Origin of the sequence: Streptomyces sp. NPDC001351, from assembly GCF_042896045.1 — a bacterium.
Classification (GTDB): Bacteria; Actinomycetota; Actinomycetes; order Streptomycetales; family Streptomycetaceae; genus Streptomyces.
The window spans coordinates 299884-326589 of record NZ_JBIAWS010000005.1; the positions used below are offsets into that span (position 1 = coordinate 299884).

25 protein-coding genes and 1 pseudogene are annotated in these 26706 nt (G+C 71.3%); 14 read left to right on the top strand and 12 right to left on the bottom strand.

Annotated elements, in window-relative coordinates:
• Positions 1–3 precede the first annotated feature (3 nt).
• Positions 4–1053 carry a LacI family DNA-binding transcriptional regulator gene (locus ACFY1U_RS20215; protein WP_390695479.1) on the bottom strand — a complete coding sequence of 350 codons (1050 nt, stop codon included), beginning with the start codon at positions 1051–1053 and terminating at the stop codon, positions 4–6.
• A 247-nt stretch (positions 1054–1300) separates the two neighbouring features.
• Here ACFY1U_RS20215 and ACFY1U_RS20220 point away from each other — a divergent pair, with 247 nt between their 5' ends.
• A complete protein-coding gene (locus ACFY1U_RS20220; protein ID WP_390695480.1) occupies positions 1301–2248 on the top strand; it encodes an ROK family protein in 948 nt (315 codons plus the stop codon).
• Between the two features lie 54 nt (positions 2249–2302).
• Here ACFY1U_RS20220 and ACFY1U_RS20225 read toward each other — a convergent pair whose 3' ends face one another.
• Positions 2303–4324, bottom strand: coding sequence for an NPCBM/NEW2 domain-containing protein (locus ACFY1U_RS20225; protein WP_390695481.1), 2022 nt, complete (start codon positions 4322–4324; stop codon positions 2303–2305).
• Positions 4325–4768: 444 nt separating this feature from the next.
• Here ACFY1U_RS20225 and ACFY1U_RS20230 point away from each other — a divergent pair, with 444 nt between their 5' ends.
• The 4 genes and pseudogenes from ACFY1U_RS20230 to ACFY1U_RS20245 all read left to right on the top strand — a co-directional run.
• The gene (locus ACFY1U_RS20230; RefSeq protein ID WP_390695482.1) at positions 4769–5752 is read left to right on the top strand and encodes a TIGR01777 family oxidoreductase; all 984 of its coding nucleotides are present in this window, start codon (positions 4769–4771) and stop codon (positions 5750–5752) included.
• Complete coding sequence (locus tag ACFY1U_RS20235) at positions 5749–5955, top strand: hypothetical protein (protein ID WP_390695483.1); 207 nt, start codon at positions 5749–5751, stop codon at positions 5953–5955. The genes ACFY1U_RS20230 and ACFY1U_RS20235 overlap by 4 nt, the downstream gene beginning before the upstream one ends.
• Before the next feature lie 149 nt (positions 5956–6104).
• A complete protein-coding gene (locus tag ACFY1U_RS20240; RefSeq protein ID WP_390695484.1) occupies positions 6105–7148 on the top strand; it encodes an NUDIX domain-containing protein in 1044 nt (347 codons plus the stop codon).
• 392 nt (positions 7149–7540) lie between these two features.
• A pseudogene (locus ACFY1U_RS20245) lies at positions 7541–7918 on the top strand (ATP-binding cassette domain-containing protein); the annotation flags it as partial.
• Positions 7919–8006: 88 nt separating this feature from the next.
• Here the strand turns inward: ACFY1U_RS20245 and ACFY1U_RS20250 are convergent.
• A complete protein-coding gene (locus ACFY1U_RS20250) occupies positions 8007–9059 on the bottom strand; it encodes a protein kinase family protein (protein WP_390695485.1) in 1053 nt (350 codons plus the stop codon).
• 339 nt (positions 9060–9398) lie between these two features.
• Here ACFY1U_RS20250 and ACFY1U_RS20255 point away from each other — a divergent pair, with 339 nt between their 5' ends.
• Positions 9399–9725 carry a hypothetical protein gene (locus tag ACFY1U_RS20255; RefSeq protein ID WP_390695486.1) on the top strand — a complete coding sequence of 109 codons (327 nt, stop codon included), beginning with the start codon at positions 9399–9401 and terminating at the stop codon, positions 9723–9725.
• A gap of 134 nt (positions 9726–9859) precedes the next feature.
• Entirely contained in the window at positions 9860–10435 is a 576-nt protein-coding gene (locus ACFY1U_RS20260; RefSeq protein ID WP_390695487.1) for a HutD family protein, read from the top strand.
• A gap of 110 nt (positions 10436–10545) precedes the next feature.
• On the opposite strand, the gene ACFY1U_RS20265 is transcribed toward ACFY1U_RS20260, so the two are convergent.
• Positions 10546–11901 carry a dipeptidase gene (locus ACFY1U_RS20265; protein WP_390695488.1) on the bottom strand — a complete coding sequence of 452 codons (1356 nt, stop codon included), beginning with the start codon at positions 11899–11901 and terminating at the stop codon, positions 10546–10548.
• A gap of 132 nt (positions 11902–12033) precedes the next feature.
• On the opposite strand from ACFY1U_RS20265, the gene ACFY1U_RS20270 reads away from it, so the two are divergent.
• Positions 12034–13269, top strand: a complete 1236-nt coding sequence (locus ACFY1U_RS20270) for a geranylgeranyl reductase family protein (protein ID WP_390695489.1) — start codon at positions 12034–12036, stop codon at positions 13267–13269.
• Here the strand turns inward: ACFY1U_RS20270 and ACFY1U_RS20275 are convergent.
• Positions 13259–13708, bottom strand: a complete 450-nt coding sequence (locus tag ACFY1U_RS20275; RefSeq protein ID WP_390695490.1) for a nitroreductase family deazaflavin-dependent oxidoreductase — start codon at positions 13706–13708, stop codon at positions 13259–13261. The two genes, ACFY1U_RS20270 and ACFY1U_RS20275, sit on opposite strands and share 11 nt — an antisense overlap.
• Before the next feature lie 170 nt (positions 13709–13878).
• Between ACFY1U_RS20275 and ACFY1U_RS20280 the strand changes: the two genes are divergently transcribed.
• From ACFY1U_RS20280 to ACFY1U_RS20290, 3 genes are all read left to right on the top strand, one after another.
• Positions 13879–14565 (top strand): TetR/AcrR family transcriptional regulator, encoded by a 687-nt coding sequence (locus tag ACFY1U_RS20280; RefSeq protein ID WP_390695491.1) that lies wholly within the window; start codon positions 13879–13881, stop codon positions 14563–14565.
• 93 nt (positions 14566–14658) lie between these two features.
• Positions 14659–15894, top strand: a complete 1236-nt coding sequence (locus ACFY1U_RS20285) for a sensor histidine kinase (RefSeq protein WP_390695492.1) — start codon at positions 14659–14661, stop codon at positions 15892–15894.
• Positions 15891–16556: a response regulator gene (locus ACFY1U_RS20290; RefSeq protein WP_390695493.1), complete on the top strand. Its 666-nt coding sequence runs from the start codon at positions 15891–15893 to the stop codon at positions 16554–16556. The genes ACFY1U_RS20285 and ACFY1U_RS20290 overlap by 4 nt, the downstream gene beginning before the upstream one ends.
• On the opposite strand, the gene ACFY1U_RS20295 is transcribed toward ACFY1U_RS20290, so the two are convergent.
• Both ACFY1U_RS20295 and ACFY1U_RS20300 read right to left on the bottom strand, forming a co-directional pair.
• Complete coding sequence (locus tag ACFY1U_RS20295) at positions 16517–16801, bottom strand: DUF6332 family protein (RefSeq protein ID WP_390695494.1); 285 nt, start codon at positions 16799–16801, stop codon at positions 16517–16519. The two genes, ACFY1U_RS20290 and ACFY1U_RS20295, sit on opposite strands and share 40 nt — an antisense overlap.
• A 73-nt stretch (positions 16802–16874) precedes the next feature.
• The gene (locus tag ACFY1U_RS20300) at positions 16875–18359 is read right to left on the bottom strand and encodes an MFS transporter (protein WP_390695495.1); all 1485 of its coding nucleotides are present in this window, start codon (positions 18357–18359) and stop codon (positions 16875–16877) included.
• Positions 18360–18445: 86 nt separating this feature from the next.
• Between ACFY1U_RS20300 and ACFY1U_RS20305 the strand changes: the two genes are divergently transcribed.
• Entirely contained in the window at positions 18446–18838 is a 393-nt protein-coding gene (locus ACFY1U_RS20305) for a MarR family winged helix-turn-helix transcriptional regulator (protein WP_390695496.1), read from the top strand.
• Here the strand turns inward: ACFY1U_RS20305 and ACFY1U_RS20310 are convergent.
• Genes ACFY1U_RS20310 through ACFY1U_RS20320 form a run of 3 tightly spaced genes read right to left on the bottom strand, consistent with a single transcriptional unit; the run spans position 18825 to position 21957 of the window.
• A complete protein-coding gene (locus ACFY1U_RS20310) occupies positions 18825–19565 on the bottom strand; it encodes a maleylpyruvate isomerase family mycothiol-dependent enzyme (RefSeq protein ID WP_390695497.1) in 741 nt (246 codons plus the stop codon). The two genes, ACFY1U_RS20305 and ACFY1U_RS20310, sit on opposite strands and share 14 nt — an antisense overlap.
• A gap of 47 nt (positions 19566–19612) precedes the next feature.
• Positions 19613–20311, bottom strand: a complete 699-nt coding sequence (locus ACFY1U_RS20315) for a response regulator (protein ID WP_390695498.1) — start codon at positions 20309–20311, stop codon at positions 19613–19615.
• On the bottom strand, positions 20308–21957 hold the full coding sequence (locus ACFY1U_RS20320) for an ATP-binding protein (protein ID WP_390695499.1): 1650 nt from the start codon (positions 21955–21957) through the stop codon (positions 20308–20310). The genes ACFY1U_RS20315 and ACFY1U_RS20320 overlap by 4 nt, the downstream gene beginning before the upstream one ends.
• Before the next feature lie 99 nt (positions 21958–22056).
• Here ACFY1U_RS20320 and ACFY1U_RS20325 point away from each other — a divergent pair, with 99 nt between their 5' ends.
• Positions 22057–23049 carry a Bug family tripartite tricarboxylate transporter substrate binding protein gene (locus tag ACFY1U_RS20325; RefSeq protein WP_390695500.1) on the top strand — a complete coding sequence of 331 codons (993 nt, stop codon included), beginning with the start codon at positions 22057–22059 and terminating at the stop codon, positions 23047–23049.
• A gap of 113 nt (positions 23050–23162) precedes the next feature.
• Positions 23163–24590 carry a GntP family permease gene (locus tag ACFY1U_RS20330; protein WP_390695501.1) on the top strand — a complete coding sequence of 476 codons (1428 nt, stop codon included), beginning with the start codon at positions 23163–23165 and terminating at the stop codon, positions 24588–24590.
• 104 nt (positions 24591–24694) lie between these two features.
• On the opposite strand, the gene ACFY1U_RS20335 is transcribed toward ACFY1U_RS20330, so the two are convergent.
• Both ACFY1U_RS20335 and ACFY1U_RS20340 read right to left on the bottom strand, forming a co-directional pair.
• On the bottom strand, positions 24695–26035 hold the full coding sequence (locus ACFY1U_RS20335; protein ID WP_390695502.1) for a jacalin-like lectin: 1341 nt from the start codon (positions 26033–26035) through the stop codon (positions 24695–24697).
• A 119-nt stretch (positions 26036–26154) separates the two neighbouring features.
• Complete coding sequence (locus tag ACFY1U_RS20340; protein WP_390695503.1) at positions 26155–26703, bottom strand: hypothetical protein; 549 nt, start codon at positions 26701–26703, stop codon at positions 26155–26157.
• Positions 26704–26706 lie beyond the last annotated feature (3 nt).

The following is a 26706-nucleotide window of genomic DNA, read 5'->3' on the forward strand; positions in this document are numbered from 1 at the left end:
GGCTCAGTCCGCCGGCGGCAGTTCGCCCGAACCGCGGGTGATCAGCCGGGTCGGCAGCTCGATGCGCTCAGGGGTCAGCAGCGCACCGTCCAGCTGGCGGAAGAGGCGGTCGGCGGCCGTGCGGCCGAGGGCCGCCGCGTCCTGGGCGACGACGGTGACACCCGGCTGCAGCAGATCGGCGAGCTCGAAGTCGTCGAACCCGACCAGGGCGACCGGGCGGGGCTGCTCGGCGAGGACCCGGACCACGGTGACCGTCACGCGGTTGTTGCCCGCGAAGACTGCGGTGACCGGCGCGGACCCGGAGAGCATCTCCTCGGCGGCCCGGCGCACCCGCTGCGGGTCCGTGACACCCAGGGACATCCAGGAGTCCTCGACCGGGATGCCCGCGTCCTCCATGGCGGCCCGATAGCCCCGCAGCCGCTCGGCGGCCGTGTGGATGCGGGGCATGTCGCCGATGAAGCCGATCCGGCGGTGGCCGTGGGCGATCAGGTGGGCGACGCCGTCACGGGCGCCGCCGTAGCTGTCGGACAGGACGACGTCGGCGTCGATCTTCCCGGCGGGCCGGTCGACGAACACCGTGGCGACGCCCGCCCTGATCTCGGGCTCGAGATAGCGGTGGTCGTCACCGGCCGGAATGATCACCAGACCGTCCACCCGTCGCGCGCACAGGGCCAGCGCCAGCTCCTGCTCCCGATCGGGGTCCTCGGCGCTGGAGCCGTTGATCAGCAGGGCGCCGTGCGCGCGGGCCACCTCCTCGACCGCGCGGCTGAGGGGGCCGTAGAACGGGTCGGCGAGATCCTCCAGGACCAGGCCGATGCTGGCGGTGCGGCCCTTGCGCAGCACCCGCGCGCTGTCGTTGCGACGGAAGCCGAGCGCGTCGATGGCCTCCTGGACGCGGCGCTCGGTCTCCGGGGTGACGCCGGGCTCGCCGTTGACCACGCGGGAGACGGTCTTCAGGCCCACTCCGGCGCGCGCCGCCACGTCCTTCATGGTGGGACGGTTGCCGTAACGCGTTGCGGAGAGCGGGGCTGTTCGGCGAGCGGTCTCGGGCACGATGCGCTGTCCTGTCCTGTCTCGTCCACGGGTCTCGTCCACGGGGATGCGTCAGACCATGAGTTTGTATGAGGATGTGGCGTCGAGCATAGAGCCTGGACAACGTTGTCATATGCACGAGAGACTGTCCACCGCAATCTCCGGCCTGCGCCCCCACCGTCAGACCGGCCGCCCATCTCCGTAGGTGAAGGGGGAAGCTTCCCCTGACCGGCGGGGATCCGATGGTTTTCGGGGAGATCCGACACTGATGCACACCGACCTCGTGGCAGCGCTCGACATCGGCGGTACCAAGATCGCCGGGGCGCTGGTGGACGGCCACGGCCAGATCGTGGTGCGCGCTCAGCGTGCGACGCCCGCGCAGCAGGACGGCGAGACCGTGATGGGTGCCGTGCGGGAGGTCCTCGGCGAGCTGACCGCCGCACCCCTGTGGGGCCGCGCCACGGCGCTCGGTATCGGCAGCGCCGGCCCGGTGGACGCCTCCGCGGGCACGGTGAGTCCGGTGAACGTGCCGGGCTGGCGCGGCTTCCCGCTCGTAGGACGCGTCCAGGAAGCGGTCGGCGGCCTGCCGGTCGAACTGATCGGCGACGGCGTGGCGATCACGGCGGCCGAGCACTGGCAGGGCGCCGCCCGCGGCCACGACAACGCGCTGTGCATGGTGGTCTCCACCGGCGTCGGCGGCGGCCTGGTCCTGAACGGTCAGCTGCACCCCGGCCCGACCGGCAACGCGGGCCATATCGGCCACATCAGCGTCGATCTCGACGGCGACCCCTGCCCGTGCGGCTCGCGCGGCTGCGTCGAACGCATCGCGAGCGGCCCCAACATCGCCCGCCGCGCCCTGGAGAACGGCTGGCGGCCCGGCCTCGACGGCGACACCTCCGCGGCCGCGGTGGCCGCCGCCGCCCGCGCCGGGGACCCGGTCGCCCTCGCTTCCTTCGAGCGCGCCGCCCAGGCGCTGGCCGCCGGCATCGCGGCCACCGCCACGCTCGTCGAGATCGACATCGCGGTGATCGGCGGGGGAGTGGGCAAGGCGGGCGACGTGCTGTTCACCCCGCTGCGCAAGGCCCTCGGCGACTACGCGACCCTGTCCTTCGTGCAGCGCCTGGAGATCACACCGGCCCAGATGGGCACGGACGCCGGGCTGGTCGGGGCGGCCGCGGCCGCGCTCGCCAAGCGGGCGGACGCGGCCCCGGTCTGAGGGGCGTGCGCGGCAGGAACGTTCACCTGGGCTGCCGGGCCCACCGCTGCGGGCTCAGCAGGTCAGCTGCGCGTTCGCCCAGTCCGCATGGTCCGAGTCGATGCCGTCGCCGCCGTCGGTGACGACCAGGCGGACCACCTGGGCACCGGTCACATCGGCGGTGAGCGGCTGTGCGGGCATCGCATTGGTCAGGACGCCGGTCGAGGCGACCTTGGTGCCGTCGGCCCAGACCTCGAAGGCGACGGTGCCGTTCGCGCCCTTCTCGTCGTCGACGCCGACATCGGCGGTGACCGTACGGCACGCCTTGCCGGTGTAGTACTCGACGGCGCTCTCCGCGTGGACGCCGAGTCCCTTGCCGTACACCACCCCGCCGATGGTGAGGGGGTGGCCGTCTCCCGCGGCGCTCTCCCCGTTGCTGGTGTTGCGCTCGACCGGCCCATAGCCGTTCATGGCCGACAGCCACGGCAGATCGCCGAGTCCGGACGTCCCCGAGGGCGGTGGCACGACGACGGACGCGGTCAGCGGGACCGTGCTGTCGACGCGGTCGCCGCTCGCCGAGCGATAACTCGCCTTGAGCGTCAGGGCGTACGACCCTGTCGGCGTTCCCTCCGGGGCGGTGAGCGACCACTTGGTGCGCAGGGAGCGGCCCGTCGGCAGCGAGGCGGCCGTGGTCCGTGAGGCCGGCTCGACCGACCAGCCCTGGGGCCCGGTCAGCGAGACGGACACGCGCCGGGCGGGCGTACGGCCCAGGTCGGTGACGGTGGACGTCAGCCCGGCCGCCTTGCCCGCCTCGACCAACGGGCTCCCGTCCAGGCCGAGTTCGACGGCGGGTGGGTGTGCGGCCCACTTGGGGTCGGCGACGACCCGTACCAGGACCGTGCCGTGCGCCGGTACGGTCCCCGCGATGGTGCCGGCGGTGTTGTAGCTCTTGTGCTGCCACAGGTCGCGCAGGGTGTAGGCGTCGGCTGCGGGCAGCCCCACGGCCTTGGCCGTCGTGCTGATGTGCTGGGCGGTTCCGGACTCGTTGAAGAGGGCCACCGCGCGGCTGCCGTCCGTCATCTCCTTGGCGACGACCCAGCGTCCGCCCTGGGAGGAGACGACCGTGCCCTGCTTGCCCAGCGGGTCCTGGTCGACGGCGACGACCTCCTTGTTGTCGAGGATGTCGAAGGTCGTCTGGGAGGCCTTGCGCAGGTCGGAGCCGATGAGGAGCGGCGCGGCCATGATCGACCACATCGAGAAGTGCGAGCGGTACTCGGTGTCCGTCATGCCGCCGTTGCCGACCTCCAGCATGTCGGGGTCGTTCCAGTGCCCCGGGCCCGCGTACGGGGCGAGCGGCAGGTTCTGCTTCAGAATGGACAGCATCGAACCCCAGTTGTCGCTGATGTCGCCCGTCGTACGCCACAAGTGGCCCACGTCGGCCGCCCATTCCCAGGGCTTGTTCTCGCCCCATTCGCAGATGCTGTAGACGATCGGCCGGCCGGTCGCCTCGAGGGCGTCGCGCATGGTCGTGTAACGCACCTTGGCGTCCACACCTTGGTTATTGCAGTTGTCGTACTTGACGTAGTCCACGCCCCAGTCCGCGAACTGCCGGGCGTCGCTGTACTCGTGACCGAGCGCGCCCGGGAATCCGGCGCTGTCGCAGGTCTTCGTGCCCGCGCTGGTGTAGATGCCGAGCTTGAGCCCCTTGGCGTGAACGTAGTCGGCGACCGCCTTGATCCCGTTCGGGAAGCGGCCCGGATCAGGTACGAGTTTGCCGTCCGCGTCCCGGGCCGGCAGAGCCCAGCAGTCGTCGAGGTTGACGTACAGGTATCCGGCGTCCTTGAGGCCTTTCTCGACGAAGATGTCCGCGATTCCCTTGACCATGGACTCGTTGAACTCGGCACGGCAGTGCGTGGAGTTCCAGTTGTTGAAGCCCATGGGTGGGGTGAGGGCGAGGCCGCCGGCCAGGGCGGGGGCGGCGGGCGCGGTGGTGGGCGTCGCCATGGCGGGCACGGCGAGCCCCGCGGCACCCAGCAGCCCTGCGGTGAGCGCTCCGACCACTCTTCGACGGGTTGTGCGGTGGGGAAGGTGACGCATCGTTACGTTCCTCCGAGCACGCGAAAGGTGGGATGACGTCATGTCCGCGTCATCGCTGCGCGCTTACGGTAAGACCTGTCGGACCGTGTTGGAAGGGAGTAGGTAAGGCCTGTTCGATATCCCGTCAGAACCCTTGACCTCACGGCCACGCGGAGGTGGGATCCAAGCCACGTGTTCGGTTGTGTTGGGTGGCACTCATGGGAGGGGTGCGGGGCACAGTCCTCGTTCGATCCGTTGGTTCCAGCCCAAGGCTGGGGCAGGTCATTGGATGTCCCGGCGGAACGGCGCCCTCGGTCAGGCCTGGGAGGAGACCGGGCGGAGCCTGTGGCGGCGCAGGACGGGCATGGCCGTCCTGCGGAGAAGGGGCAGGGGGTAGTCGGTCAGATCTTTTGAACGTGTTCAAGTTTCTGGGTTAGGCTTCCGTCCAACGAAGGGGGAAGCCCGATGAAGATCGTCATTCCCGGGGGGACGGGGCAGGTCGGCACCATCCTGAGGCGTGCGTTGACGGCCGCCGGTCACGAGGTCGTGATCCTCACCCGGCGGCCGATGAGCGAGGGCGAGGTCCGCTGGGACGGCGAGCACCTCGGCCCCTGGGCCGAGGAGATCACCGGCAGCGACGTCGTGATCAACCTGGCGGGGCGCAGCGTCAGCTGCCGGTACACCCCGGCCAACCTCAAGGCCATGATGGACTCCCGGGTGGACTCGGCCCGGGTTGTCGGCGAGGCGATCGCGTCCGCCGCGCAGCCGCCCCGCGTCTGGCTCCAGATGAGTACGGCCACGGTGTACGCCCACCGCTTCGACGCGCCCAACGATGAGAGGGCCGGCGTGATCGGCGGCGGCGAGCCCGGCGTCCCCGGCTACTGGGCCTACAGCGTGGAGATCGCCAAGAACTGGGAAAAGGCGCAGGAGGACACCGACACACCCCGCACCCGCAAGGTCGCCCTGCGCTCCGCCATGGTGATGAGCCCCGACCGCGGCGGGGTCTTCGACGTCCTGCTGCGGCTGGCGCGGCTCGGCCTCGGCGGCCCGGTGGCGGGCGGCGCGCAGTACGTGTCCTGGATCCACGAGCGCGACTTCGTCCGCGCGGTGGAGTTCCTCGTCGACCGGGACGACCTCGCCGGACCGGTGAACCTCGCCGCTCCCGGGCCGCTGCCGCACCGCGCCTTCATGCGGGCCCTGCGCACCGCCTGGGGCATGCCGGTCGGGCTGCCCGCCATGCGCTGGATGGCGGAACTCGGCGCCTTCGCCCTGCGCTCGGACACCGAACTCCTGCTGAAGAGCCGCCGGGTCGTCCCCGGCCGTCTGCTCGAAGCGGGGTTCGCCTTCGAGTACTCCCGCTGGCCCGAGGCCGCCGCCGACCTGGTGCGCCAGGTACGCGGCGGACTAGGGCGTGACCCGCGGGCGGTTTCACAGTTGAACCGGGCATGAAGAAGCGCAGCATGCTCGCCATCGCCTCCCTCGCGACCGGGTTCGTCGTCGCGGCCGTCACCCCCTCGCAACACGCCGACCACCAGGTGGTCGGCGATCACCAGACGCTCGGTGACCTGGGCGTCGAGGACACCGTCGGCACGGTCACCCACACGACCGGGGCCGAGGGCCTCGCCGGACCCGGCAAGGCCCTCGGCCAGTAGCACCGACGCGGACAAGGGCCGGATCGCGGCGCCGGTACCCCTGCGGGCAGGGGCACCGGCGCCGCCTTTTGTGTGCCCTCAACTGGGGCTGGTTTCCGTGGCAGGGTGGAGCGGGCAAGCCTCAGGGGGCCAAGAGAAGAGGGGGACCTGTGACCGTCGTCTGGATCAACGGCGCGTTCGGTGCGGGGAAGACCACCACCGCACGGGAACTGATCGAGCTGATCCCGAACAGCACGCTCTTCGACCCCGAGGTGATCGGCGCAGCGCTCACGCACCTGCTGCCGCCCAAACACCTCGCCGAGGTCGGCGACTACCAGGACCTGCCGATCTGGCGACGTCTCGTGATCGACACGGCGGCCGCGATGCTCGCCGAACTGGGCGGGACCCTGGTGGTTCCGATGACCCTGCTGCGCCAGGAGTACCGCGACGAGATCTTCGGCGGCCTCGCAGCACGCCGTATCTCCGTCCGACATGTCCTCCTCGCCCCGGCGGAAACGATCCTGCGGGAGCGAATAGCCGGCCGGGAGGTGCCGCCCGACCTGCCGGACGGCGAGATACGAGTACGGCAGTGGTCGTACGATCACATCGAGCCGTACCGCGCCGCGCTCGCCTCCTGGCTCACCGCCGATGCCTATCCCGTCGACACGGGGGCCCTCACCCCGTATGAGAGCGCGCTCCGTATCGCCGAGGCCGTGAGCACGGGGGAGGCGGTGGTATGTGACATAGTGCAAACCCCCGAACCCACCGCCGAGACGCTCGCCGCCGGCGTCCTCCTCTTCGACGAGCAGGACCGCGTCCTTCTCGTGGACCCCACCTACAAGGCCGGCTGGGAGTTCCCCGGCGGTGTCGTCGAACCCGGCGAAGCCCCAGCCCGCGCCGGCATGCGTGAGGTCGTCGAGGAGACCGGCATCCACCTCGACAAGGTCCCCCGCCTTCTGGTCGTCGACTGGGAGGCCCCCGCACCGCCCGGCTACGGCGGACTGCGCCTCCTCTTCGACGGCGGCCGCCTCGACTCCACCGAGGCCGCACGGCTCCTGCTGCCCGGACCCGAGCTGCGTGACTGGCGGTTCGCCACCGAGGAAGAGGCCGCGGACCTGCTGCCGCCGGTGCGCTACGAGCGGTTGCGCTGGGCCTTGCGGGCGCGCGAGCGCGGGGCGGCGCTGTATCTGGAGGCGGGCGTTCCGGTCGGCTGATCTGCGCCGAACTCCCGGGATGCACAAGGGACTTCTGTGGTTCCTGAGTGCTGGTCAGGTGACTTTGCCCGGCGTGGGTGGTTCCTGGGGCAAAGCGAGACGCCTCACCCCGGTCACCGGCTCCCCGCCCTCCCCCTGAACCTGCCACCCGGCTGCCCCTTCGCCCCACGCTGCCCCCTGCGCCGGGAGGCCTGCGACGCCACAGAGCCCGCGCTGCGCAAGGCCGGGCACGAACTCCAAACCAGCGCCTGCCAGTTCGCCGACACGAGATCGCCTTCGACCAGTTCGACGAACGCCGAGGAGGACTCCGTTTGAGCGCCCCCGCCCAGGCCGCCGCGCCGCTGCCCCCACTGCCCGGGCACGGCGGCAGCGGCGAACCGGTCCTCCAGAACGACGCCGGCGGCAAGGACGAGGTGCGCCAACTGCTGCGCCTGGTCGGCCTGAACCCCGAGCACGGCAACCGCTACGCCCACGAGTTCTCCGGCGGCCGGCGCCAGCGCATCGGCATCGCGCGGGCGTTGGCCCTGCACCCCAAGGCGATCGTGCTGGACGAACCGGTCTCGGCGCTCGACGTGTCGATCCGGGCGGGCGTCCTCAACCTCCTGATGGACCTGTAGAGCGGGCTGGGCCTGTCCTTCCTGTTCGTCGCCCACGACCTGTCGGTGATGCGCCATGTGGCAGGCCGGGTGGCGGTCATGTACCTGGGCCGCATGGTCGAGATCGCCCCCGCCCGCCACCTGTTCACCGGACCCGCTGCCCCAAGTTCGCGAACCAGTTGACGGAGAGCGAGCGCGAGACCTGTGCCGAGGAGGTGCCGGCGCTGATCGACCGGGGCGGCGGGAACCCGGTCGCCTGCCACTACGCGGAGAGCGTGGAGCTGTTGTAGGCGAGCCGCAGTTCCTCGTACGGGTAGGGGGTCTGCCTGCTTTCCTGCCGCAACCGGCCGAGGAAGTGGTTCAGCACGGCGGTCAGGGGAGCGTCCCGCGAGATGATCGCCGCGGCGGTCCCGGGGACGCCGTCCGCGTGCGCGCCGATCGCGCAGGCGCGTACGAAGGCCTCGCGCTCCTGGCGGTCGTAGCCGTACAGGGCGCTGACGAGCCAGTTCACCAGGTGCGCGCGCGTGTAGACGAGGTCGTAGTCGCGATGCCGGTCGAAGTAGGCCTGTTCCTGCCGGGTGAGTCGGAAGCGCGGGCTGAGCGCGAGGCCGAAGTCGGCGAGGCAGAAGTCCTCGCCGTCGGTGAGCACGTTCTGGAAGTGGGCGTCGCAGTGCAGAAGCCGGCGCTCGCGGAGGAAGGAGGTCAGCGCGCCCAGCCACTCCGCCACCCGCGCGCAGGTCCGGTCCGGGTCTCCGGTACGGAGCTGGATGTCGAACCAGTCGTGCAGGGTGTGCGGAAAGTACTCCAGGAAAAGGGTGAGGCTCGCCGAGGCGGTGCGCAGGGCCTCGATACGCTCGCGCACCTGCGAGCCGCCGCCCCAGTACGCCACCACTGTCTCCACGTCGGCCAGTTCGTCGGGGAGCGGCTGCACGGCATCCGGCAGGATCCGCCAGTGATGCATCAGCGGGAAGCCCGGGAAGCGGTCGGCCAGCACCCAGTTCGTGGTCATCGTGTGCGCGGCCAGCTCGCGCCAGGCCCCGAAACCCGGGCCCCCGATGCCGTAGTGGCAGAACGACGGCAGCTCGAAGACGTTCGCCGTGGAGCCCGTGTTCTCGGGCAGCCGCTCGACGTCCGTGAGCGGTACCCGTTTCACGAAGACCTTGTGCCTGTCCACGTCGATCAGCATCGAGCGCCCCCCGATCCCGACCCCGGCAGGGGTTCCCTTCGCAAGGAGGCCCGCCAGCTCGTGGTCGCTGAGCAGGCCCAGCGAGATGGCGATGTCGGTGTGGGCGGCGCGGCGCGCGGCGGAAGACATGACCTCAATGGTCAGGGTGACGGCGGGGGGCTGTCCGCCGATCGGCGAACTGCCGTCCTCGCGTATGCGATCAGTGGGTCGTGACCGCCGCCCGGCGGACGGGCCTTGAGCGAGTGTCAGGTCCATCATGCCTGGTCGGAGACGCTTTCGGTAGGACGTAGCGCACGCCCGTTCGACCTTGTGCCGGATGGTGCCGCACCCGCAGACTCGTCGTCATCCACTCTCCGGCCCGCGTGCCGGCAACCGTCATCGGCTGCCGGTGCGTTCGCCGTGCTGTCTCGCCGTGTGACACGCACCGGTCGGGGAGGGACGGGACGAAGGGGATCGATGGACCGGGACATGGTTGTGCTGGCAAAAGTCCGGCTGCTCAGTGCCAACCGGCGGGTGGTACGGGGTGCCGAGGGACTGTGGATCTACCGACTGCTGACGCAGGTCGAGCCGGAGGTGTACGGATCGAAGCTGGCGTACGTCCTGGTGGAGGAGAGCGGCTCACCCCTGGTACGGGAGTTGCCCGAGCGACGGCTGGCCCTGCTGGACGAGGCTGTGGACGTGGCGAAGGCCCTCAGCACGGCGAACCCCTACCGGGCGAAGATGCTGGCGAGGGCACTGGCCGCCAGACAGCACGAACTCGATGCCGGTACGGCGAAGCCACGAGAACTCGAATGACCCGGTGGGCGACCGGCGCCGCCTTGAGCACGTAGCCCAAGTGGCGCTGACGGGCTTGCCTATCCTGGTGCCGGGCCAGGTGATCGGAGCGGACATGCCCGCCGACGCGGCTCTGGGACGAGGAGGAGTGCGAGATGGCGGTGCGCGTTCTGAGAGCCGACGAGCGCCCGGCCGTGCCATGGAAGAACGGAGGCGGACTGACCCGCGAGGTCGCCTCTTTCCCCAGCCAGGCAGGGATCGCGGACTTCGTGTGGCGGGTGAGTCTCGCCGACGTGGCCGAGCCGGGACCGTTCTCCCGCTTCGAAGGTGTCGACCGGATCATCACCCTGGTCGACGGCCCCGGCATGGTGCTGACCGTCGACGGCACCGCACACACAGTGGCCGAGCAGTACGTCCCCTTCCGCTTCCCCGGGGAGGCCGCCACGGACTGCCGGCTGATGGGCGGTCCGCTCGTCGATTTCAACGTGATGGTCCGACGCGGACGGGCCACCGCCCAGGTCGAGATCGTACGGGACAGGGTGGCGCTCTCCGCTCCCGCTGCGACGACGCTGCTCGCGGTCGTACTGGACGGCTCCGCGGTTTTCGAGAAGTCCGGCCTGGCCCTCGACCGCTTCGACGCGGCCCTGATCACCGACGCTCCCGACGAGGCCCTCAAGGTGACCGGCACGACAGCACTCGTCACCCTCACCGGTACAGGCGCAGAGGGGTAGTTCAGGGGGTGCGAGCCGACGGCCCGCGTCGCCCGCCCGGCAGGGCGGCGGACGCGGAAAGGGCCCCCGCCCGTGAGCGAGGGCCCTTTCCCTGTTTGTTTGCGGAGCCGTCAGTTAGCGGCGTAGTTCTGCAGGAACAGCGCCTCCGCCACCGACAGCCGTTCGAGTTCCTCGGGGGAGACGCTCTCGTTCACCGCGTGGATCTGGGCCTCCGGCTCGCTCAGGCCGATCAGGAGGATCTCTGCCTGCGGGTAGAGGGCGGCGAGGGTGTTGCACAGCGGGATCGAGCCGCCCTGGCCGGCGTACTGCATCTCCTGGCCGGGGTAGGCCACCGCCATCGCCTCGGCCATCGCCGTGTACGCCGGGCTGCTGGTGTCGGCGCTGAACGGCTGGCCCTGGCCGACCTGTTCGGTGCGCACCCGGGCGCCCCACGGGGTGTGCGCCTCCAGGTGGGCCTGCAGCAGCTTGGTGGCCTCGGCCGCGTCGACGCCCGGCGGCACCCGCAGGCTGACCAGGGCACGGGCGCCCGCCTGCACCGACGGGGTGGCGCCGACGACCGGCGGGCAGTCGATGCCGAGGACCGTGACCGCCGGGCGCGCCCAGATGCGGTCGGCGACCGAGCCGGAGCCGATCAGCTGCACGCCCTCCAGCACCTTGGCGTCCTGGCGGAACTGCTCCTCGTCGTACTGCAGGCCCTCCCAGCCGGTTTCGGGGGCGAGCCCGTCGACGGTGGTCGAACCGTCCTCCGCACGCAGCGAGTCCAGTACGCGGATCAGCGCGGCCAGGGCGTCGGGTGCGGCGCCGCCGAACTGGCCGGAGTGGAGGTTGCCGCGGAGGGTGTCGATCTGGATGCGGACCAGCGTCATGCCGCGCAGCGTGGAGGTGACCGTCGGCAGGCCCGCCCGGAAGTTGCCCGCGTCGCCGATGACGATGGTGTCGGCGGCCAGCAGATCGGGGTGTGCCTCGGCGTACCGCTCCAGACCGCCCGTGCCCATTTCCTCCGAGCCCTCGGCGATCACCTTGATGTGCACGGGCACGCCGCCGTTGGCCTTCAGGGCGCGCAGCGCGAGCAGGTGCATGATCACGCCGCCCTTGCAGTCGGCGGCGCCGCGCCCGTACCAGCGGCCGTCGCGCTCGGTCAGCTCGAAGGGCGGGGTGGTCCAGGCGGCCTCGTCCAGCGGCGGCTGGACGTCGTAGTGGGCGTAGAGCAGAACGGTCCTGGCGCCCTCCGGGCCGGGCAGGTAGCCGTACACGGACTGAGTGCCGTCGGGGGTGTCGAGGAGGGCGACGTCCTGGAACCCCTCGGCGGTCAGCGCGTCGGCGATCCAGTTCGCGGCGCCCTCGCTCTCGCTCCTGGGGAACTGGTCGAAGTCCGCCACCGACTTGAACGCCACCAGTTCGGCGAGCTCCGCCTGCGCCCTCGGTATCAGCGAGGCGACGGTCTCGGCGACCGGATTCGACGACATGGGCACGCTCCTTGTGGGTGCGACGTTGTACGTGTGGATACCGGGATCCTCCCACAGCGGCCTGCGGCGATGTCCGCCGTAGGATGCGGGGGACAGGTGCGGCAGCGGCTTGATCGGGAGCAGTAGACCATCGTGAGCAGCGAGAACTCTTCGGCGGACGACGTGCAGCGGGTGTGGGACGTCGTCGTGGTGGGCGCGGGACCCGCGGGGGCCTCGGCCGCCTACGCGGCGGCGGTCGCGGGACGCAGCGTCCTGCTGCTGGAGAAGGCGGAGCTGCCGCGCTACAAGACGTGCGGCGGCGGGATCATCGGCCCCTCGCGCGACGCCCTGCCGCCCGGCTTCGAGCTGCCCTTCCGGGACCGCGTGCACGCGGTGACCTTCTCCAACAACGGGCGCTTCACCCGCACCCGGCGCTCCAAGCAGATGCTGTTCGGGCTGATCAACCGTCCCGAGTTCGACCAGCAGCTCGTCGAGCACGCACAGAAGGCCGGCGCCGAGCTGCGCACCGGCGTCACCGTGCAGCGCGTCGAGCAGCACGGCTCGGCGGTGCCGGACCGGCGTACGGTCGCCGTGTTCCTGCAGGGTGGCGAGATCCTGCTCGCGCGGGCCGTGGTCGGCGCGGACGGCAGCGCCAGCCGGATAGGGGCGCACGTCGGGGTGAAGCTCGACCAGGTGGATCTCGGCCTGGAGGCGGAGATCCCGGTGCCGGAGACCGTCGCGGAGGACTGGAAGGGGCGGGTGCTCATCGACTGGGGCCCGATCCCCGGCAGTTACGGATGGGTGTTCCCCAAGGGGGACTCGCTCACCGTCGGGGTGATCTCGGCGCGCGGTGAAGGCGCGGCCACCAAGCGGTACTTGGAGGAGTTCGTCGGGCGGCTGGGTCTTGCCGGGTTCGAGCCGAGCGTCTCCTCCGGCCACTTGACCCGGTGCCGGGCCGACGACTCGCCGCTGTCCCGCGGGCGGGTGCTGGTGTGCGGGGACGCGGCGGGGCTGCTGGAGCCGTGGACCCGCGAGGGCATCTCGTTCGCATTGCGCTCGGGGCGGCTCGCGGGGGAGTGGGCGGTGCGGATCGCCGAGGCGCACGACGCGGTGGACACCCGGCGCCAGGCTCTGAACTACGCGTTCGCGATCAAGGCGGGACTCGGCGTCGAGATGAGCGTCGGCAAGCGTCTGATGACGGCGTTCGAGCGCAGGCCCGGCCTGTTCCACGCGGCGCTGACCGGGTTTCGGCCCGCGTGGAACGCGTTCCGGGACATCACGCGCGGCTCGACCTCCCTCGCGGAGATCGTGCGCACCCATCCGATGGCCCAGCGGGCGCTGACCGCGCTCGACCGGCGTCCGGTGGCCGGCGGCGAGGTCAGCTCCTGACCGTGATCAGGAAGACCGGGTGGTCCGGGGCGATACGGCGCAGATCGGCATCGGGGGAGTCGGGGCCCACGCCGTTGAAGAAGACCCCGACCTCGGCCTTCCAGCGCTTGAGGTAGGCGCGCAGCAGCGGGACCTTGTCGTCGTCGGCGACCTCGGTCGCGGTGAACACGTCCACGTTCTTGCCGAGGCGCAGCTCGCCGCCGCCCGCCGCCCGCATGTTGTGCGTCCACTGGACGTGACCGCGCGGGGCGAGCAGATACTGCTGCCCGTCCACCGTCAGCAGGTTGACGGGGGTGGTGCGCCACTCGCCGCTCTTGCGGCCACGGACCGCCAGGACCCGCGAGCCCCAGACGCTGATGCCGCGGCGGGTCATCCACGCCACGGCGCGGTTGAAGACGTTGACGGTGAACCAGCCGGGCTTCTTGACGTGCGTGGACATGAGGACCCCCATCGGTGTCGGAGAGATCGCCGCTCACTTTTGCGAGCACTGCTCTCGCTTGATGAACAGTCTGCACCGGATCAGTGATCGAAAGCAAGAGCAGTGCTCTCTTTTCTGTTCGCTGCTCTCGGTTGTGTGCACTGCTCTCGTTTCATGGGAGACTGCTTCCCATGAGCACCGCACATGGCGCCCGCGCCCGAGCCAGGATCGAGGTCACCGCGGCCATCAAGGAGGAGGCGCGCAGACAGCTCGCGGCCGAGGGCGCCGCCAAGCTCTCGCTGCGCGCCGTGGCGCGCGAGCTCGGCATGGCCTCCTCCGCGCTCTACCGCTACTTCCCGAGCCGCGACGACCTGCTGACCGCCCTCATCATCGACGCGTACGACTCCGTGGGCGGGGCGGCCGAGGCGGCGGACACCGCCGCGGCCGACGCCGGACCCGTGCAGCGCTGGACCACCGTGTGCGAGGCCGTACGCGAGTGGGCCCTCGCGCATCCCCACGAGTACGCGCTGATCTACGGCTCGCCGGTCCCCGGCTACACGGCCCCCGACACCACCATCCCGGCCGCCGCCCGTGTCGGTCTCGTCCTGATCGGCATCGTCCGCGACGCCCGGCTGGGCCCCGGCGTGGCCCTGCCCGCTCTTCCCGCCGAACTGCATCCCGAGGCCGAGCGGATGGCAGCCGACTTCGCCCCCGATCTGCCGCCCGCCGTCGCTCCGGCCCTCGTCGCGGCCTGGGCCCAGCTCTTCGGGTTGATCGGGTTCGAGCTGTTCGGCCAGTTCCACCGGGTCGTGGAGGACCGGGCGGCGTTCTTCCGGCATGCCGCGGGGCAGCTCGCCCTCGGGGTCGGACTGAGGTGAGCGCAGGCGCGGCGTCGTACTTCCCGGGGAGTACCGGTGATCACCACGCCCGGCGGACGCCCCGCGCGCCCGGTCACGTCTAGCGTGGCCGTCATGGACGAGCAGCGTGGGCACGGAGACGGGCCGCCCCACTGGTGGCGGCACGGCCCACCGTGGCTGAACCGCTGGGGCGACGAGCACCAGCAGACCCGGTGGCCGTGGCGTTCCACGGTGCTGCTCACCGTCTTCGTGCTCGCGGGCTCCCACTACGCGGCGCATCAGCAGGAGGGAAAGCGGGCCGCCCTCGACATGTTCGCCCGCTTGCTGCTGCTGGTGGGCTCGGGACTGCTGCTGTGGCGGCGGCGATATCCGGTGCTCGTCGTGTACGGCACGGCGGCCGCCGCGATGGTCTATCTGGGGGCCGGGTACGCGTACGGGCCGGTCTTCTTCACCGTGGTGGTGGCCTGCTTCAGCGCGATCGTCTCGGGGCATCGGCGGGCCGCCTGGGGCGCGGTGGCGATGCTGTGGGCCGGGCACATGCTGGTGGCCCACTGGCTCTACCGCTGGCTGCCGCCGTCGCACGACTCGGCGGCCCCCTGGGCGCAGGAGGCCGTGATCGCCGCATGGGTGGCGGCGATCGTGGCGGTGGCGGAGCTGGCCCGGATCCGGCGCGAGCAGTGGGCCAGAGAGCGGGCCGAGCGGGCGCAGGCGGCGCGGCGGCGGGCCGACGAGGAGCGGCTGCGGATCGCCCGGGAACTCCATGACGTCCTCGCCCACAGCATCTCGGTGATCAATGTGCAGGCGGGCGTCGGCCTCGCCCTCCTCGACACCGACCCCGAACAGGCCCGCACCGCGCTCACCACCATCAAGGCCGCCAGCAAGGAGGCGCTCGGCGAGGTCCGCCAGGTCCTCGACACGCTCCGCACACCGGGAGACGCCCCGCGCGCTCCGGCACCCGGCCTCGACCGGCTGCCCGAGCTGGTGGACCAGGCGGCGAGCGCAGGGCTCACGGTCGGCGTCCAGGGCGAACCTCCCCTCCTGCCGCCCGGCACCGACCTCGCCGCCTTCCGCATCGTCCAGGAGGCCCTCACCAACGTCGTACGGCACTCGGGCTCACGCCACGCGCGCGTGCACCTCGGCCACGACGAGCAGACGCTACGGCTGCGCATCGACGACGACGGGCCCGCGACCGGCGCCGACGCGGGCGGCAGCGGCAACGGTCTGGCCGGAATGCGGGAGCGTGCCGCAGCGCTGGGTGGCACGATCGAGGCGGGCCCGCGCCCGGACGGCGGCTTCCGGGTGCTTGCCGTACTGCCCCTCAAGGTCAAGGCTGAGGAGGACGACAGGTGATCCGCGTACTGCTCGCCGACGACCAGTCACTGGTGCGGGCCGGCTTCAAGGCGCTGCTCGACGCGCAGCCGGACATCGAGGTGGCCGGGGAGGCCGCCGACGGCGAGGAGGCGCTGCGCAAGGTGCGCGAACTGCGTCCGGACGTCGTTCTGATGGACATCCGCATGCCGTTGCTGGACGGCCTGGCGGCGACCCGCCGGATCACCGGCGAGGAGGCCCTGCAAGGTGTCAGGGTGGTCATGCTGACCACCTTCGAGCTCGACGAGTACGTCTTCGAGGCGATCCGCTCCGGCGCCTCCGGCTTCCTGGTCAAGGACACCGAACCGGAGGAACTCCTGCGCGCCGTAAGGGCGGTGGTCGGGGGCGACGCACTGCTCTCACCCGGCGTGACCCGCCGGCTGATCGCCGAGTTCGCGGCCCGCTCCAAGGAACCCGCGGCTGCCGGCGCCCTCGCTGAACTCACCGAGCGGGAACGGGAGGTGATGGCCCTGGTCGGCATCGGACTGTCCAACGAGGAGATCGCCCGCCGTCTGGTCGTCAGCCCCCTCACCGCGAAGACCCACGTCAGCCGCACCATGGTCAAGCTGGGCGCCCGGGACCGGGCCCAACTGGTGGTCCTGGCCTACGAGTCGGGGCTGGTGCGGCCCGGCTGGCTGGGCTGAGCGCCCCGCCGGAAGCGCACCACGACGGTCACGACCCGGACGACGAACACGATGGGTGCGAGCGTCGTCCCCAGCAGCAGTAGCAGCCTGGACAGCAGGTCCGGCAGACCGAAGAGCAACGCCGGTCCGGCGACGGCCCCGAAGACCACTGCCGCCGCGAACACCGCACTCACCAGCGCATAACCGATCTCAACGGTCATCGCGTCCTGCTCGGCCTTGTGACGCCGGCCCCCGTATCCGTCCATGCACCCAGTCTCCCGACGATGCGCCCGGCGGGGCAAGCAGGCCCCGCCGGGCGCACACGGGGGAGGCGTTCCCCTAGTCGCGTACGGGTACGCGCTCCGCCTCCAGGGATGTGGACTTGGCGACCACGACTGACCGCTGCGTACGGCGCGTCCGCAGGCCCGGGAGCGTGATCAGCAGCCCGGCGACGGCGATGCCCGTCACCACCACCAGTCCCGGCCGGTAGCTGTCCAGCACGGCCTGCGGGGTGGCGTGTGCGGGGGCTCCCGCGGTCACCACCGCGGTCACGACCGCCAGGAAGATCGCGCCGCCCACCTGCACCGAGGTGTTCAGCAGCCCGGAGACCATGCCCTGCTCGTGGTCCTCGACGCCGTTGGTGGCCTGGATGTTGAGCGAGGGGAAGACCAGCGCGCAGGCCGCGCCGATCAGCAGCATCGACGGCAGGATGACGGCGGCGTACACGGGATCGAGGTTCACGCGCAGGAACAGCGCGTATCCGACGACCATCAGCGCGAACCCCGCCGCGATCAGCCGTTGGGTGCCGAACCGGTCGACGATCGAGCCGACCTTCGTCGAGGACACCGCCACCAGCGCGCCGGCCGGCAGGAAGGCGAGCGCCGTGTGCAGCGCCGACCAGCCGAGCAGCGACTGCATGTACAGGGTGACCAGGAACTGGAAGCCGACGTAGGACCCGAAGAAGGCCATCGCGCCGAGCTGGGCGCGGATCTGGCTGCCGGAGCGCAGCACACCGAGCCGGATCAGCGGACCGGCCGAGCGCCGCTCGACGAGCACGAACACGGTCAGCAGTGCGGCGACGGCCAGGAAGGACAGCAGCGTGCGGGCCGAGGCCCAGCCCACCTGCGGTGCCTGTACGACGGTGAAGACGAGTAGCAGCATCGACGCGGTGCCGATGACGGCGCCGGGGATGTCGTAGCCGTTGTGGTCCTTCTCGCGTTCGCTGCGCGGCAGCAGCTTCAGGCCCGCCACCAGGGCGATCAGGGCGATGGGTGCGGGCAGCAGCATGGTCAGCCGCCAACTGGCCTCGGTGAGCAGGCCGGAGAGCACCAGCCCCATCGAGAAGCCGGTGGCCGCGCAGGTGGTGTAGATGGACAGAGCCCGGTTGCGCAGCGGGCCCTCTGCGAAGGTCGTGGTGATGATGGACAGGCCGGCGGGCGCGGTGAAGGCCGCGCTCAGGCCCTTGATGAAGCGGCTGGCGATCAGCAGCGGACCCGAGTCGACGAGCCCGCCGAGCAGGGAGGCGAGCGCGAACACGCCCAGGGCGATCAGGAAGACCTGGCGCCTGCCGAGCAGGTCGGCAGTGCGTCCGCCGAGCAGCAGCAGACCGCCGTAGCCCAGGATGTAGCCGCTGACGATCCATTGCAGGGCCGAGGTGGACAGATCGAGGTCGGAGCCGATGGACGGCAGTGCGACGCCGACCATCGACACATCGAGCGCGTCCAGGAACATCGCGGCGCAGAGCACCAGCAGGGTGCCCCACAGCCGGGGGGTCCAGCGAGCCGCCGAGGACGGGGCCGCAGGGGTGGAGAGCGGAGAGGTCATGGACACAGACACTACATGCGTATGCATCGAATGCAAATGCATTTAATTCCGGTGCAATAATTCTGCTTCTCTGCTACGGTGCGCGAATGGTGGCGAAGAAGGCCGAGCAGGCGATCGTGGACCAGTGGCGGGACATCCTCGCGCTGCATGCCCGCACCCAGTGCGAACTCGACCGCGCACTGCATCAGCACGGCCTGTGCGCCAGTGACTTCGAGGTGCTGGACGTGCTGTCCGGCGGCTCGTGCAACTACCGCGTGCAGGAGATCTCCGAGCGCGTCCATCTCAGCCAGAGCGCGCTGTCGCGGCTGATCGCCCGGCTGGAGAAGGACGGCCTCGTCGAGCGCGCCATGTGCGCGGAGGACCGGCGGGGCGTCCACGTCGCCCTCACCGCGAAAGGGCGCACGCTGCACGGCGAGGTGCTGCCGGTGCAGCGCGCGGTGCTGACACGGATGCTGGCGGGCGACCTCAGCTCCAGGTGACGGCCGACTTCTCGCGCCACAGCGCGGCGACCGCGCTGTCCCCGCTCACGGCCGGGAACGGCAGCCGGTTCCACAGCGCCAGGTACAACTGTGCGGCGGGCCCGGCCACTTCGCAGTCCGCGTCTCCTGCCGCCTCCCGCACGGCCACCGGCGGCTCCTGAGACAGCCGTACGGTCCACACCGCGCCTTCCGCGTCCGTCGCCCGTACCCGCAGCACTCGGGGCTCGTCGCTGCGGACCTTGCTCTTGGGGCGGCCGTGGAAGCCGCGCAGCAGCTCCTCGATGCCGTCCGCCGCGAAGCCGGGGTCGATGCCGCTCGGCGCTCCGCCCCTCGCCGACTCCGCATCGATCCGGTGCACGGTGGTCTCGTGCGCCTGCCGCCGGGCCCAGAACGCGAGCGGCGACGGCGCGGGCAGGAAGTGCCAGCACTGCACGTCGGGCGCGGCGGAAGCCAGGGTGTCGACGAGATACCGGTGCCCCTCGCGGAACCAGGCCGGCAGTGCGTCGCCGTCGAGGTCGGGCAGCCCGCGGACGGGGTGGTAGGACGTGTGGCCCTCGGCGACGAACGCGGCCGCCCACCGGTGCACCATCCCGATGTGCTGCAGCAGGTCCTTCACCTGCCACTCCGGGCAGGTCGGCACCTTGGCGTCGGTGCCGGCCTCCTCGGCGGCCGCGGCCAGCAACCGGCCCTCCCGGTCCAGGATCTCCACGAACTCGGCTGTCTCCATGGGGCGAGTGTGCCGGATGGAGCGCGGTCGAGGGCAAGAGCGCGCGGCTACGGCCGCCAGCTGTAACGGCGTTCCGGACGGCCGGCGGTGCCGTAACGCAGGCTGACGTCGGCGTTGCCCGTGGTGTGGAAGTGCTCCAGGTAGCGGCGGGCGCTGACGCGGGAGATGCCGGTGGCGGCCGCGCACTCGGCCGCGGACAGGGTGCCGTCGCTCTCGCGCAGGGCGCGCTCGATCAGCTCGGCGGTCTCCACGCTCAGGCCCTTGGGCAGGAGGCCGCCAGGGGCGCCGGCGAACGCTCCGGCCAGCACCCGGTCGACGTCGGCCTGACCGCGGACGACCGTGCTGAGCAGGCGCCCGCGCTGGGTGGCGTACCGCTCGAGACGGGGCTTGAGGTCCTCGTAGTCGAAGGGCTTGAGCAGGTAGTCGACCACCCCCTGGCGCACGGCCCCGCGCACCGCCTCGGCCTCGCGGGCGGCGCTGATGACCATGACGTCGCAGTCGTGCCCGCCGCTGCGCAGCCGGGGGATGACGTCCAGGCCGAAGATGTCCGGCAGATACAGATCGAGCAGGACCAGGTCGGGCCGCAGCTCGTCGACCGCTCTGATCGCCTGCTCGCCGGAGTGGGCGGTGCCCACGACGTGGAAGGGCTCGATGCGTTCGACGAACGTCCGGTGCACCCGGGCCACCATGAAGTCGTCGTCGACGACCAGCACGTCGACGGTGCCGGTACCGGCCGGCTGGGTCATCTGGGGGCTCCTTCCGCCACCGCTTCGGCGGGGTGGTTCACGGACATGCGGGCGGTGAACATCGCGCCCTCGGACGTGTTGGTGACCGCGATCTCTCCGCCGCGACGCTCGCACACGAGCCGGGTCAGGGCGAGGCCGATGCCGCGTTCGCCCTCCTTCGCCGCCTTGGTGGTGAAGCCGTGGGCGAAGACCTCCTGGGCGAGCTCGGGGGCGACGCCGGGACCGGAGTCGCGCACGACGATCTCCACGCTGGCGGCGTCCTGCCGCAGCCCGACCTCCACCCACGCCTCGCCGTCGGCGCTCCCGCCCGCGGTGGCGGCGTCGATGGCGTTGTCGACGAGGTTGCCGATCACGGTCGCCACGTCGGCGGCGTCCTCGTGGGCGAGCCGGCCCAGCGACGTGCCGTCCGAGACATGCAGCGTCACCTTCCGCTCGGACGCCTGGGAGGCCTTCGCCATCAGCAGCGCCGCGACGGCCGAGTCCTGGACGCGGCGGCCGACGGTCATGTCGAGGGAGTTCCGGCGCCGGTTCAACGCCCTTATGTAGCCCACCACTTCCTTCTGCTCGCCGATCTGGATCAGCCCCGATATGGTGTGCAGCTGGTTGGCGAACTCGTGCGCCTGCGCGCGCAGCAGCTCGGAGGTGCTGCGGAAGGAGCCGATCTCCCGCTCCAGACGGGCCAGTTCGGTGCGGTCGCGCAGAGTGGTGACGGAGCCGAGCAGACGGCCCTCCTTGGTGACGGTCATACGGTTCATGACCAGCACCACGCCGTGGCGGATGACGACCTCGTCGTGCGGCGCCACCCCCTCCTCCCGCGCACCGGTCAGGACGTCGAGCAGCCGCCCCTCGATGCCCAGTTCGGCCAGGTCGCGCCCGACACAGTCCTCGGGCAGGTCCAGCAGACGCCGGCCCACGTCGTTGACGAGGGTGACGCGGTGCTGCGGATCCAGGGCGACGACGCCCTCGGCGATGCCGTACAGCATCGCCTCGCGGTGTTCGGCGAGACCGGTGATCTCGCGGGGCTCCAGGCCGAGGGTCTGCCGTTTGACGCGCCGGGCGAGCAGCCAGGAACCCGCGACGCCGAGCGCGCTGGCGATGCCGAGGTAGGCGAGCAGATACGAGGACGCACCCGAGAGCCGCTGCCACACGGTCGGGGACGCCTCGCCGATCATGACCGTGCCCAGGATCCGTCCGAGGGTGCTGCCCGTCGCCCCGAGCACCGGCACCTGAGCCACCAGTTCATGGCTGCCGTCCCAGGTCAGCGAGCCGGACCAGCCCCGCTCCCCGGCGACGCCCCGGCCCAGCGGCAGCCGGTCGCCGACCACGGTCGGGTTCGTCGAGCTGACGACACGGCCGTGGGCGTCGGCCACCGTGACCGAGGTGACCGAGGACTGCACCAAGGTGGAGTGCACCAGCGGGGCCAGGGTCTCCTCGGGAGCGGGCCGCACCAGTTGGCTGCGCACCAGGGGATGGGCGGCCAGCTGCTCGGCGAGGGCGCTCACCCGGCGGCCCTCGACCCGGTTGAAGGTGGCCTCCGACTGCGCAAGCGACACCGCGGCGACCGCCAGCAGCACCACTACGACGATGGCGAGCTGGAGCACCAGCATCTGGCCCGCGAGGGTGTGGCGGCGGAACGTGGTGACCACAACGAACTCAATCTCTACTGCTGACACAACCTGGGCGACCGGTCCGGCCGCGTCGCACAATCATGGCGTCCGCCGCACGGGAAACGAAAGGGAGGTGCCATGAGCGGTCGAGCCCGCCCTCTGTACGGCACCCTCTGCGTACTGCTGACGCTCACCGTCAGTGCCTGCGGCGCCTGGCCCGGTGCCGGGGACGACCCCGTCGACGGGTTGCGCATCATGGTGCCCAACACACCCGGTGGCGGTTACGACACCACAGCACGCACCGTGGCCCGCGTCCTCGAGGAGACCGGGTCCGCCTCCGACGTGCAGGTCTTCAACCTGCCCGGCGCCGGCGGCACCGTCGGACTGCAGCGCATCGTCGACGAACGCGGCAACCAGGAACTCGCGCTGCAGATGGGCCTCGGCGTCGTCGGCGCGAGCCACGTCACCCCCGGCCCGGCCACGGTCGCTCAGACCACCCCCATCGCCCGCCTGATCGACGAGCCCGGGGCGGTCGTGGTCCGCAAGGACTCCCCGTACCGCACCATCGGCGACCTGATCAGCGCGTGGCGGAAGGCTCCGGCACGGCTGCGGGTCGGCGGCGGCTCCTCGCTCGGCGGACCGGACCACCTGCTGCCCATGGAGCTGGCGCGGACCATCGGCATCGACCCCAAGAAGGTCGAGTACGTCGCCTATGGCGGCGGTGGCGGCGATCTGCTGCCCGCCCTGCTGGACGGCAAGGTCGACTTCGCCACCAGCGGTTTCGGCGAGTTCCTCGACCAGATCGACGCCGGGCAACTGCGGGTGCTGGCGGTCACCAGCGACCAGCCGGTCCCGGCACTGGACGGAGTGCCCACCCTCAAGGCGTCCGGCATCCCGCTGGTCTTCGACAACTGGCGGGGGATCGTCGCCCCACCCGGCATCGGCGCCGCCGCCCGGCAGCGCTGGATCCGCGTGCTCACCGAACTGCACGCCTCCCGGCAGTGGAAGGCCGAACTCGCCCGGCACGGCTGGACCGACGCGTTCGCCACCGGCGACACCTTCAAGGCCTACCTCGCCCGCCAGGACAAGGCCGTCGCCGAACTGGTCGCCGAGCTCGGCCTGAACGCGTGACCGCCTGAACCGACTGCATCCCGCTCCTCGGGACCGCCGACACCGCCGGTCCCGTGCTCCCCCCTGCCCGTCCGCCTGTCCACAAGGCGCCGATTCACCCGAAAGGCACCCGCATGACCGCACACACCTGGTGGCTGCTGCTCATCCTCACGGTGGCGATCACGGCACTCATCTACCTGATCAACTCCCGGCTGCGCGTCCATCCGTTCGTCGCGCTGATCGTCGTCACCGTCGGCACCGGGCTGGCGGCCGGTGAACCCGTCGCCAAACTGACCGAGTCGATCGAGGAGGGCGCCGGCGGCACCCTCGGCGACGTCGGCCTCACCCTCGCCCTGGGCGCCATGCTGGGCCGGCTGCTGTCCGACTCGGGAGCCACCGACGCCATCGCCCGCGCACTCGTCGACCGCTCCGGCATCCGGCGGCTGCCATGGCTGGTCACAGCAGCCGCCTTTGTCATCGGCATCCCGATGTTCTTCGAGGTGGGCCTGATCGTCCTGCTGCCGTTGATCTTCGGTGTGGCCCGCAGACTGGAGCAGCAGGGCGGCACCAAGGGATCCCCGTACGTGCTGCTCGGCGTGCCCGCGATCGCCGCGCTGTCCACGCTGCACGGCATGCTGCCGCCCCACCCGGGGCCGCTGACCGCCATGACCGGCCTCCACGCCGACCTCGGCCTCACCCTCGCCGTCGGCCTCGTCTGCGCCCTGCCGACCGTCGTCGTGGCCGGCCCGCTCTACGCCCGCTGGATCGCGCCCCGGCTGCCCGAGGTGCGACCGGACGCCGCCCTGATGGCCCAGTTCACGGGCGCCGACCGGGCCGCGACGGCCCGGCCCGACGGACCGGGAGCCCAGGTCCGCACCGACGCCCCGGCTCGGACCGGTATCTCCGTCGGCCTGGCTGTCGCGTCCGTGCTCATCCCGGTCGCGCTGATGCTGCTGCGGACGCTGGGCGAGACGTTGCTCGACGAGTCCAGCGGGCTGCGGGCGGGCCTCACCTTCGTCGGCGAACCCCTGGTGGCGATGCTCGCGGGCTTCCTCTTCGCGCTCGGTGTGACCCTCGTCGGCGCGTCCCGCTCCGGCGAGGAGACCCGTACCTCGCTGACGGACAGCCTCAAGTCCGTCGCCGCGATCCTCCTCATCATCGGGGGCGGTGGAGCCTTCAAGCAGGTCCTGCAGGACTCCGGCATCGGCGACGCCATCGCCTCGGCCGCCAAGGGGGCACACCTCAACGTGATCCTGCTGGGCTGGCTGATCGCCCTGCTGCTGTCCCTGACCACGGGTTCGGCCACCGTCGGCATCGTCTCCGCCACCGGGATCGTCGCCCCGCTGATCGGAGACGGCGGAGGTCTCGAGGCCTCGCTGCTGGTGGTCGCCATCGGCGCCGGATCCCTCGGCCTCAACTACGTCAACCACGCCGGGTTCTGGCTGGTGAAGGAGTCCTTCGGAATGGACCTCGCGCAGGCCACGAAGACCCAGACGGTGGTGCAGACCCTCGTCAGCGTGCTGGGGCTGGCGATGGCGCTGTTGTTGTCGGTGTTCGCCTGAGGGGCCCCTTTCTGCCGGTCGAACAGTGACCCGAGGCAGACTCGGGGACGCTCCTGCTCAGGGGCGGCCGACATGCAGCCGCCCCTGAGTGTTCGTCAACTTCCTTACCGCTGGGTGTAGATGAAGCCGACCTTGTCGACCTCGTCGCCGGAGCGTCCGTGGAAGCCCGCGATCTGCCAGCCCGCGGGCGCGGTGCGGGTCACGCAGTCGGAGGTCGTGGTGCCGCCGGCGAGGGTGCGGCCCAGGTTGGTCGTGAACTTGGCGTAGAAGATCCGCGTGTGGTCGTCCTTCGCGCCCTGGCAGAGCTGAGCGGTGGTGACGTACTCGCCGCTGCCGAGGGTGAGGGAGGACGCGGTGCCGCCCGTGCCGCCGTGTGTGAGCGTGGTGCCGTTCGCGAGGGTGAGGCTCAGCTGGTCGACCCGGGACCCGGAGCGCAGCGCGATGGTGGTGGCGTGGGCGCCGGCGGGCACGCTGTCGATGTCGTTGTAGTAGTCGCCGTGCGGGCCGCCGAACTGGTCGCTGAGCTGGTAGGCCGAGTTGCGCGACCAGGTGAAGCCGACCGTGATCGGGTCGTGGTCGGAGAGCATCAGCCCGGCGTCGGTGAGGAACTTGGCGTGCTCGTTGTTGTACGACGTCGCGTTGAGCGAGACGAGCCTGCTGCTGCGGTAGAGGACCTTGTCGACGACCTCACAGGTGTTGGGCACGGTCGCCCCGGACTGGTCGCACACCAGGGCGTCGCTGCCCTTGGCCGGCGGGGTGCCGCCCCGTATCAGCTGCACCCAGGCGTCGGTGAGGCCGTTGGCCGCGGCGAACTCGGCGATGGTGTCGGCCGAGCGGGTGTAGCGGGTGTTGGTGTCACCCATGACCACGACGGCGTTGCCCGCCGAGTGGGTGTTGATGAATGCGGTGAGCTGGTTGAGATTGTCGGCGCGGGAGGCCTCGTCGCCGTCGTTGGTGCCGGCGTTGGTGTGCAGGTTGTAGAAGTCGACGTAGACGCCCTCGGCGAGGCGCTCGCGCATGAAGGTGAAGCCCTTGGGGGTCAGGCAGTCGCCCGAGTCGACCTGGCAGGAGTTCCAGTGGACGCGCTCGAAGTCGTCCGTGTCGTAGGGGATTTTCGACAGCGTGTTGAGCCCGCTGCCGATGCCCGCGCCGCCGCTGGTGGGGGTGCGGTAGGCGTGCGCGGTGTCGGCGGCGTAGAGGTAGGAGTGGTAGTTGAAGTCCTCCTCGACATGGACGATGTCGTACGGCGCGATCCGCTGACCGATGGCGGTGGTGCTCGACTCGCGCGGTGTCGGCGCGCTGTTGATGGCCGCGGGCAGGCCGGCCACGTTGTAGCTGAGGACGCTGAAGCTGCCCGAGTCGGCCGCCGCCGCGGAGGGCGCGGCGGCGGTGAGCCCACCGAGGACGGCGGTGGCCGCCGCCAGGCAGGCGAAGAGTCTGCGCATGGGGTGTGTCTCCTGTGGAGGGAAAGCGGTTTCGGCGTGAGCCTGACAGAAGTTACCGCCGGTTACCCCAGGCCTGTCGAGTGTTTGGGCGCTCTTTCACAGGAGTTGTCGCTGAGGACTCATCCCTGCGTCGGGTACGGCACCACGCTCACGTGCAGCGTGAAGGCGGCGCGCGCCGCGCCCGCCACGTCCGGGGCCTTCGCCAGCGCGGTGACCACGGCCTCGCCGCCGCGGGTGCCGGCGCACCGCAGTGCGGCGTGGGCCGTTCCGTCGGCGTCCAGCCGCCATCCGGAAGTCACAACCAGGGCCGGTGCGGAAGTGTTCACGGTCTTCCACTGCTTGTCGTCCGCCCGGGGCCGCAGGACCAGGGACACCACGGTTCCCGGCCGCACGCACAGCCGCTGCTCGACCGCGTCACCGGGGGCGACGCTGATCTCCGTATGCCCGGCGGCGCAGCGGTCCGCCGGAGTCGAGGACGCCGTGGCCGACGTGCCCGGGCCCGGCCCGGAAGGCGACGCGGGCACGCCCGTCGGTGCCGTGGAGGACGGCCGTGCCGAGGCGCTGCCGGACGCCGACGCCGGTCCAGTGGATCCGCCGCCCGCCGACGTGCCGCACGCAGCCAGGGCGACCATCCCGGCGATCATCCATGCCCCGGACCACCACCGCATCCC

What these genes read in the sequence shown, in the direction of transcription:
- ACFY1U_RS20330 (WP_390695501.1), top strand. Translation starts at nt 23,163, where the DNA reads ATGACCGCACACACCTGGTGGCTGCTGCTCATCCTCACGGTGGCGATC.
- ACFY1U_RS20230 (WP_390695482.1), top strand. Translation starts at nt 4,769, where the DNA reads ATGAAGATCGTCATTCCCGGGGGGACGGGGCAGGTCGGCACCATCCTG.
- ACFY1U_RS20335 (WP_390695502.1), bottom strand. Translation starts at nt 26,035, where the DNA reads ATGCGCAGACTCTTCGCCTGCCTGGCGGCGGCCACCGCCGTCCTCGGT.
- ACFY1U_RS20260 (WP_390695487.1), top strand. Translation starts at nt 9,860, where the DNA reads ATGGCGGTGCGCGTTCTGAGAGCCGACGAGCGCCCGGCCGTGCCATGG.
- ACFY1U_RS20280 (WP_390695491.1), top strand. Translation starts at nt 13,879, where the DNA reads ATGAGCACCGCACATGGCGCCCGCGCCCGAGCCAGGATCGAGGTCACC.
- ACFY1U_RS20275 (WP_390695490.1), bottom strand. Translation starts at nt 13,708, where the DNA reads ATGTCCACGCACGTCAAGAAGCCCGGCTGGTTCACCGTCAACGTCTTC.
- ACFY1U_RS20305 (WP_390695496.1), top strand. Translation starts at nt 18,446, where the DNA reads ATGGTGGCGAAGAAGGCCGAGCAGGCGATCGTGGACCAGTGGCGGGAC.
- ACFY1U_RS20235 (WP_390695483.1), top strand. Translation starts at nt 5,749, where the DNA reads ATGAAGAAGCGCAGCATGCTCGCCATCGCCTCCCTCGCGACCGGGTTC.
- ACFY1U_RS20295 (WP_390695494.1), bottom strand. Translation starts at nt 16,801, where the DNA reads ATGGACGGATACGGGGGCCGGCGTCACAAGGCCGAGCAGGACGCGATG.
- ACFY1U_RS20285 (WP_390695492.1), top strand. Translation starts at nt 14,659, where the DNA reads ATGGACGAGCAGCGTGGGCACGGAGACGGGCCGCCCCACTGGTGGCGG.
- ACFY1U_RS20220 (WP_390695480.1), top strand. Translation starts at nt 1,301, where the DNA reads ATGCACACCGACCTCGTGGCAGCGCTCGACATCGGCGGTACCAAGATC.
- ACFY1U_RS20340 (WP_390695503.1), bottom strand. Translation starts at nt 26,703, where the DNA reads ATGCGGTGGTGGTCCGGGGCATGGATGATCGCCGGGATGGTCGCCCTG.
- ACFY1U_RS20265 (WP_390695488.1), bottom strand. Translation starts at nt 11,901, where the DNA reads ATGTCGTCGAATCCGGTCGCCGAGACCGTCGCCTCGCTGATACCGAGG.
- ACFY1U_RS20225 (WP_390695481.1), bottom strand. Translation starts at nt 4,324, where the DNA reads ATGCGTCACCTTCCCCACCGCACAACCCGTCGAAGAGTGGTCGGAGCG.
- ACFY1U_RS20250 (WP_390695485.1), bottom strand. Translation starts at nt 9,059, where the DNA reads ATGTCTTCCGCCGCGCGCCGCGCCGCCCACACCGACATCGCCATCTCG.
- ACFY1U_RS20325 (WP_390695500.1), top strand. Translation starts at nt 22,057, where the DNA reads ATGAGCGGTCGAGCCCGCCCTCTGTACGGCACCCTCTGCGTACTGCTG.
- ACFY1U_RS20300 (WP_390695495.1), bottom strand. Translation starts at nt 18,359, where the DNA reads ATGACCTCTCCGCTCTCCACCCCTGCGGCCCCGTCCTCGGCGGCTCGC.
- ACFY1U_RS20310 (WP_390695497.1), bottom strand. Translation starts at nt 19,565, where the DNA reads ATGGAGACAGCCGAGTTCGTGGAGATCCTGGACCGGGAGGGCCGGTTG.
- ACFY1U_RS20315 (WP_390695498.1), bottom strand. Translation starts at nt 20,311, where the DNA reads ATGACCCAGCCGGCCGGTACCGGCACCGTCGACGTGCTGGTCGTCGAC.
- ACFY1U_RS20255 (WP_390695486.1), top strand. Translation starts at nt 9,399, where the DNA reads ATGGTTGTGCTGGCAAAAGTCCGGCTGCTCAGTGCCAACCGGCGGGTG.